At 71.8% G+C, this 6,434-nt stretch carries 5 protein-coding genes; all 5 read right to left on the bottom strand.

The genetic code is table 11. From position 1 onward, the window contains the following. Positions 1–179: 179 nt before the first annotated feature. The gene (locus Aau02nite_RS32375; protein ID WP_212992396.1) at positions 180–1,139 is read right to left on the bottom strand and encodes an RsmA family anti-sigma factor; all 960 of its coding nucleotides are present in this window, start codon (positions 1,137–1,139) and stop codon (positions 180–182) included. Continuing rightward, complete coding sequence (sigM, locus tag Aau02nite_RS32370) at positions 1,136–1,930, bottom strand: RNA polymerase sigma factor SigM (protein ID WP_212992395.1); 795 nt, start codon at positions 1,928–1,930, stop codon at positions 1,136–1,138. The genes Aau02nite_RS32375 and sigM overlap by 4 nt, the downstream gene beginning before the upstream one ends. Before the next feature lie 44 nt (positions 1,931–1,974). Next, complete coding sequence (locus tag Aau02nite_RS32365; protein ID WP_212992394.1) at positions 1,975–3,516, bottom strand: protein kinase family protein; 1,542 nt, start codon at positions 3,514–3,516, stop codon at positions 1,975–1,977. A 177-nt stretch (positions 3,517–3,693) separates the two neighbouring features. After that, positions 3,694–5,460, bottom strand: a complete 1,767-nt coding sequence (gene murJ / locus Aau02nite_RS32360) for a murein biosynthesis integral membrane protein MurJ (RefSeq protein WP_212992393.1) — start codon at positions 5,458–5,460, stop codon at positions 3,694–3,696. A 51-nt stretch (positions 5,461–5,511) separates the two neighbouring features. After that, positions 5,512–6,411, bottom strand: coding sequence for a hypothetical protein (locus Aau02nite_RS32355; RefSeq protein ID WP_212992392.1), 900 nt, complete (start codon positions 6,409–6,411; stop codon positions 5,512–5,514). Positions 6,412–6,434 lie beyond the last annotated feature (23 nt).

Raw genomic sequence — 6,434 nt, 5'->3', positions numbered from 1 at the left:
AGCCGATGATGATCAGGTTTCGGACCTCGTCCACTGCCGACTCCTCAGTCTGGTTTCGCCGGGGACACCGGCGACATCGCATGCTGGAACGTCATCGTATGAGGGCGCATTCCCGCGCGTCACGGCATGTGCCGGAGGGCATAGGTAACCCACCTCACGCCGGGCGGGACGACGTCCGTTCAGCCTACCTTCACCGAAGCGCGGGTGTCCGCGCCGACTCCGCGCGTGCCGCACTCCGGGCCCACTGCCCACACCCACGACTCGCCGCCGGCGGTGAACTGCACGATCACGGCCGAGGCGCCGTTGTACCGGGCGAAGTCGATGAGCTGCGGCGTGATCGGGCCGGCCCCGTGCTCCGCCGTGATGGCCTTGAGGCAGGCGCGCAATGCCGCCTGCGCCCGCAGCCGGTCGAGGAGCGGATCGACCAGGGCCGACGCGCGGGCTTCCGGCGCGGCTTTGCGTGCGTCGGACGTGGAGCTCTCCGCCGCGAGGGGACCCGCCTGATCGAGCATCGTCGTCATGGCGCCGACCGAGCTCAGCGTCTCGCGGCGATAGTCGGTGCCGGTCTGCTGGAACGGAGGTGTGCCGAGCTCCGGGGCCGAGTTGGCCTGCGGCACCTCCGCGGCTGACCCGGCGGCCGTGCTCGTGTCGGCGCTGTCCGTGCCGGACAGCTGCTGAAAACCGAAACCGAGGAACGCGAGCACTCCGGCGGCGATCCCGACCGGCGCGGCCCACCGCAGTCGCCGCCCCCGCTGACCCCGGGACCGTGAGGGTACGGCGACCAGATGCCGATCAGGCGCAGCACCATCGGTGCCCGGCTCCATGGCGGCCGGACCGACCGCGGCACCGGAAGAAGACGCAGCGATCGGAGTGAGCGAGGGGTCGGTCGCCGCAGCCAGCGCCGAGTCGACCCGGGCAACGACGTCCGCGGGCATCGGCTCGGCGGCCGAACCCAGCGTCCGCAGCTGACCCGTCACGGCGGCGACGCCCCCGGACAGCTGGGAGTGGGCCTCACGCCAGGCGGCATTGTCGGCGATCAACGCGGTGACCACGGCCTCGTCGGGGGTGCCGTCCAGCGCGCCGCCGACATAGTCGGCGAGCAGGTCGATATCGACCTCGCTGAACTCTGCCCCGGTCACTGCTGGTCCCCTCTGTCGGCGACGGATCCGTCACGCGCGGACGGGTGCGGCACTGTCGCTGCCGACCCGGATGGGACGCGCGCGGCGGCTGCGTGGTTCCCGGCGTGATCGCCGTCTCCCCCCGCCGGGCCGTCCCGCCCGCCCGCCGCGGCCGGCCCGGTGGCTCTGGCCGGATGGCCGGGCGGGGTGTCCGAACCGGTGCGCAGATGGCCGAGCGCCAGAGCCATGCGCGCGCGACCGCGGGCACACCGGCTCTTGATCGTGCCTTCGGCGACGCCGAGGATCTCGGCCGCCTCGATCACGGGATAGCCCTGCACGTCCACCAGCACCAGGGCGGCGCGCTGCTCGACCGGCAGCGCCGCCAGCGCGGCCCGGACCACCAGGGCCGTGTCGTGGTCCTGGATCGGGGCGGCCGGCTCGGGACCGCCGGGACTGTCGTCGGAGCGGGTGCCGTCGGGCAACGGGACCGTGGGGTGCGCCTGACGGCGGCGGATCCGGTCCAGGCAGGCGTTCACCACGATGCGGTGCAACCACGTGGTCACGGCCGATTCGCCGCGGAACCTGGCCGCGCCGCGGTGCGCCGACAGCAGCGCGTCCTGGACCGCGTCGGCGGCCTCCTCGCGGTCGCCGATCGTGCGCAGCGCCACGGCCCAGAGCCGGTCCCGGTGCCGGCGGACCAGGTCGTTGAACGCCTGCGGGTCCCCGTCGACGTGGGCGCGCAGCAATTCGGCGTCCGTCCGCCCGGGGTTGTCCGGGGCGGACGGGCCACTCTGCGCGTCGCCGGAAGTCACGTCCAGCAATCTAGTCGAGGGGAGCGACAGGGTGGGTCACCCTGTCAGTTGCCGTAGACCTCGACCTTGCTGATCTCGGCGCGGTACTTGCCGTCGCTGTCGCGCGGCAGCTCGGTGATGAAGACCAGGATGTACTGGTACTTCTGGTTCTCGTCGAAGAGCGGGAACACGGCGTTGTTGCCGTCCGTCTTCGCCGTGTCGCCGTCGCCGAGCTTCTTGTAGCTTTTGACGATCTTGTCGTCACCCTGGGAGCTGTTGCCCGGGTCGCTGGTGCCGGTCCGGATGTCCATCGCGATGCCGGGCGACGAGGTCTCCACCCGTACCTCGCTGACCGTGCGGGGAGTGCCCAGGTTGATCAGCAGACCCATGCCGGGCTTGTTGTAGAACTTGGCCTGCAGGAAGCCCGACGTCTTCCAGACCGTGTCCTTGTCGTCGTCGACGGTGAAGGCGGCTTCGCCCTCGTCGGTGCGGTCGCCCTCCGGCGGGTCGACGATGCGGACCATGTCGGGCGTCAGGGCGATCTTCTTGGGAGCGGCGGCCGGGGCTTCGCTGTCGGTGTTACCCGCGCCCGGGTTGCCGCCCGCGGGATCCTGCGGCGCGGTGTTGGCCTGGGTCGTCGACGGCGTGTTGTCGCCCGACTTGCTGATCGCCTGGATGCCGAAGACCAGTCCGATCACCGCGATGACGACCAGCGCGCCGATGCCGATGACGATCTTGCGGGTGCTGCGGACCGGCTCGGCCGAGGTGCCCTGGGTGAAGCGCAGCGGGCCGACGTCCTCGTATTCGTCGTCGGCGGAGTCCAGCCGGGCCAGCTCGGCGGTGAGCGCGTCGGCCTCGGGGGACGCGACCCGCTTGTCGAGCAGATCCATGGTCAGATCGTCGAGGTACGCCGGGACGCCGGCGCGGATCTGCCGGGGCGGGATGACCGCGCCGCTGCCGTCGCGCATGGCGTCGGGCAGCGACGAGCCCCTGATCTCGGCGTGCGGCCAGTGACCGGTCAGCGAGAAGTAGAGGATGCCGCCGACCGAGCGCACGTCCGTCTCGGTGCTGTCGGCGGAGTCGGCCCGCGCGTCGGCGAGCACGATGCGGCCGTCATCGCCGATCAGGGTGGTGCCGGGATGCACGTTGCCGTGGACCATGCCGGTGGCGTGGACCGCGGCCAGCGCGTCGGCGATGGAGTGCGCGATCGCCGTGGCCCGGGCCGGATCGAGCGGGCCCTCCTGGGCGATGAGCTCGCGCAGCGCCTCGCCGTCGACCCACTCCCGCACCACGTAGGCCCGGGAGCCCTCGTCGATCGCGTCGTAGACGCCGACCAGATTGGGGTGGATGACGCGGCTCGCGTCGACCGCGGCCTGCAGCATCTCGGTCGCGGAGTCGCCGCCGGGATACCGCAGCACGACGGCTACGGGGCGCCGGAGAATCACGTCTATACCGCGCCAGACCTGCCGGCCCGCGCTGTCGTCGTTGACGTGTTCCTCGAGCTGGTACCGCTCGGCCAGGATCTCACCGACGGTGGGTGCACCGAAGGTCATGACCGGTCCGGCCTCATCGGCCGCGGTCTCGTGGCCTTCGCCGACCTGGGTCACCCGTCCTCCCTCGGTGGGTCCGCACGTGTCGGGGTCGACCTTACCCGCCCGGGGCCAGTGACCTACACGTCATCCCCCGCGGCGGCACTCGTCCGACACCGCCCGCCAGGGGCGTTTCCGCCGCTCGGTGGTGGAAAATTACCTGTTCAGCGATTTATCCACAGGTTTTCCCCAACGCTAGCGCCCGAGTTTGCGCCGCACCATGCCGACGACCTGGTTGATCTCCCGCACCCGCAGCAGCGCCGCGGTCACGAGGTACACCACCATGATGGTGCCACCGGCCACGACGACCTGAAGTGCGGCTGTCAATCGCCCGGGCGTGTCACCTCCGGGCAGCAGGTGCAGGACGAGCAGGCCGGCCGCGCCCGCGACGACGGCGGCCAGGAGCACCTTCAACAGGGCCCCGGCCACTGAGGCCAGATTGAGCCGGCCGATCCGGCGGCGGAGCACGGCCAGCGAGATGATCGCCGAGAGCAGGTAGGACACCGCGTTCGCGGCGGTCATGCCGGCCGCGGCCATCGACTTCGACAGCACCTCGGCGAGCACGACGTAGCCGGCGATCCGCAGCAGGACGACCGGGACGTTGATCAGCGCCACCGTCTTGTTGCCCTGTAGTGAATAGAAGGCATAGGTACACAGGTAGCTGACCGAGAGCGGGATCACAGCGAAGGCTGCCACCACGAGGACGGTGCCGGTGGCGAACGCGTCCTCGTAGGTGAAGGCGCCGCCCTGGAAGAGCGTGACCGCGATCGGCACGCCGAGCACGCCGTACGCGACGGCGATCGGGGCCAGGGCGGTGACCGTCAGGCGGATGCCGCGGCTGAGGTCGGCGCTGACGTCGGCGTAACGGCCCTCGGCGGCCGCGGCGCTCATCTTGGGTAGCAGCGCGGTCATCACTGAGACGCCGATGATGCCGTGCGCCATCATCGTCAGCAGGTAGACGTTGTTGAACGCCAGCACGCTGGCGTTGTTCTTGCCGGAGGCGCTGTTCAGCACGCGGACCACGACGAAGACGGCGAGCTGGTTGGCTCCGACGTAACAGAGCATCCAGCCGGCCAGCCGGCCCACCTCGCCCAGGCCGAGCGAGCGCGGGGCCCACCGCCACTTCCAGGCGAAGCCGACCTTGCGCAGGGCCGGCAGCAGGCCGAGCGCCTGGGCGACCATGCCGAGCAGCGTGCCGCCGGCGATGAGCGCGATCCGCCCGGGCGTCATGTCCTCGGGCCGGAGGCCCTTGGTGGTGCCGAAGACCACGATGAAGACGCCGCAGGTGGCGATCACGACCAGGTTGTTCAGGATCGGCGCCCACATCGGCGCGGCGAAGTGCCCGCGCACGTTGAGCACCGCGCTGATCATCGCGGACAGGCCGGTGAAGAAGATGATCGGCAGGATCAGCCAGGCGAACGCGGTGACCAGGTCGCGGTAGGCGGGCGTGGTGCCGTCGCCCGACTGGATCGCGGTGATCACCGGCGCGGCCGTCACCACCAGGGCAGTCGCCACGCCCAGGGTCACGACCGCGAAGGTCAGCAACCGCTGGGTGAAGAGCAGCCCGCCGTCCGGATCGGCCTTGCGCCGCCGCACCAGCAACGGGATCAGCACGCTGGAGAGGATGCCGCCGAGCAGCAGCTCGTAGATCTGCCCCGGCAGGAACTGCGCGCTGGTGTACGCGTCGCCGATGCCGGCGCCCAGCGTCATGCCGATCAGCATGTTGCGGACGAAACCGATGATCCGGCTGACCAGGCTTCCGGCCGCCATGATGGCACTGTTGCCGGCCGTGCTGCCGCCCTCGGTGCCCCCGCCGGTGGGCGGGACGTCCTCCGGCGGCAACGCCTCGTCACCGGCCGCGGTCGGAGCCGAGCCGTCGACGGAGATCAGGATCGCGCCGTCGGACGGTCCGGGGTCACCGTCGCTCGCCGCGTGCGCGCTCCGGTACAGGCCGCCGCTCACCAAGACCTCCCCAGGGGTACTGACACACCGTCACCCTAGCCAGGCGGCGCCTCACACGTGACGGCGCAGCAGGCTGCCGGGCAGCGCACCGGCCAGCGTCTCCACCATCCAGCACGCCTCGATGGGCACGAGCGGCTCGCTCAGCGCGTCGAGCACGGTCGGGTGGTCACAGCCGGCCTCGGTGAGCACGCCCAGCAGATCGTGGACCGGGCGCAGGTCGCCGGTGTCCGCGATGTGCCGGGCCAGCGGCTGCACCTCGGCGTACCACTGCTCCTCGGGCAGCCGGGACAGGCGCTGGGCTGCCTGCCGTACCAGCTCGGCCAGGCCGTCGGCCGGGAAGCGGGAGCCGCCGCGGACCTCGAGCCGCGACTGGGCCGGGGTGGTGTAGGCCGCGACCGCGGCCTCGTCGATCACCTGGGGGGACGGCGCCGGCGGCTGCGGCCACCAGTCCTCGGCCGCGAAGAGCGGCAGGGGTGCCTGTTCCGGACCGGCGGGCGCGGCCGGCGGCACCTCCCGGCGCAATGACCGGTACGCCGCCTCGCGCACCGCCGCGACCGCACCCTCGTCATCGTCATCAGTGAGCGGCGCGAACGGCGACAGCAGCGCCACCACCAGGCCCGGATGCGGCAGGGTCGGATCCTCCAGGGCGATCACCCGGGCGCACAGCTCCAGCTCGTGCCAGCGCAGCGCCGCCGGATACGGCCGCCCGGGCGCCGCCCAGCCCAGCTGCACGGGCTCGCTGCTCGCCGGCTCCCGCAGGCCCAGGGTCTGCTCGCCGGTGACCAGGTCGAGGTCGAGCACGAGGCCGTAGCCGCCGGTGACCGGCAGGCTGACGCGCAGCTCGACCGGGTCGGGATCGGGTAACGCGCCGTCGTGCACCAGCAGGAAGGACCAGAACCGCGGGTCCTCACTGAGGCGACGCAGCGCCGCGGAGACGGGCACGGCGTCCATCCTGCCCGCTGCTCCCGGGCACT

Source organism: Actinoplanes auranticolor (assembly GCF_018332655.1).
GTDB classification, from domain to species: Bacteria; Actinomycetota; Actinomycetes; order Mycobacteriales; family Micromonosporaceae; genus Actinoplanes; species Actinoplanes auranticolor.
Note: the sequence above shows the minus strand (reverse complement) of the source record. Positions and strands in the feature narration are given on the sequence as shown.

What these genes read in the sequence shown, in the direction of transcription:
- Aau02nite_RS32355 (WP_212992392.1), bottom strand. Translation starts at nt 6,411, where the DNA reads ATGGACGCCGTGCCCGTCTCCGCGGCGCTGCGTCGCCTCAGTGAGGAC.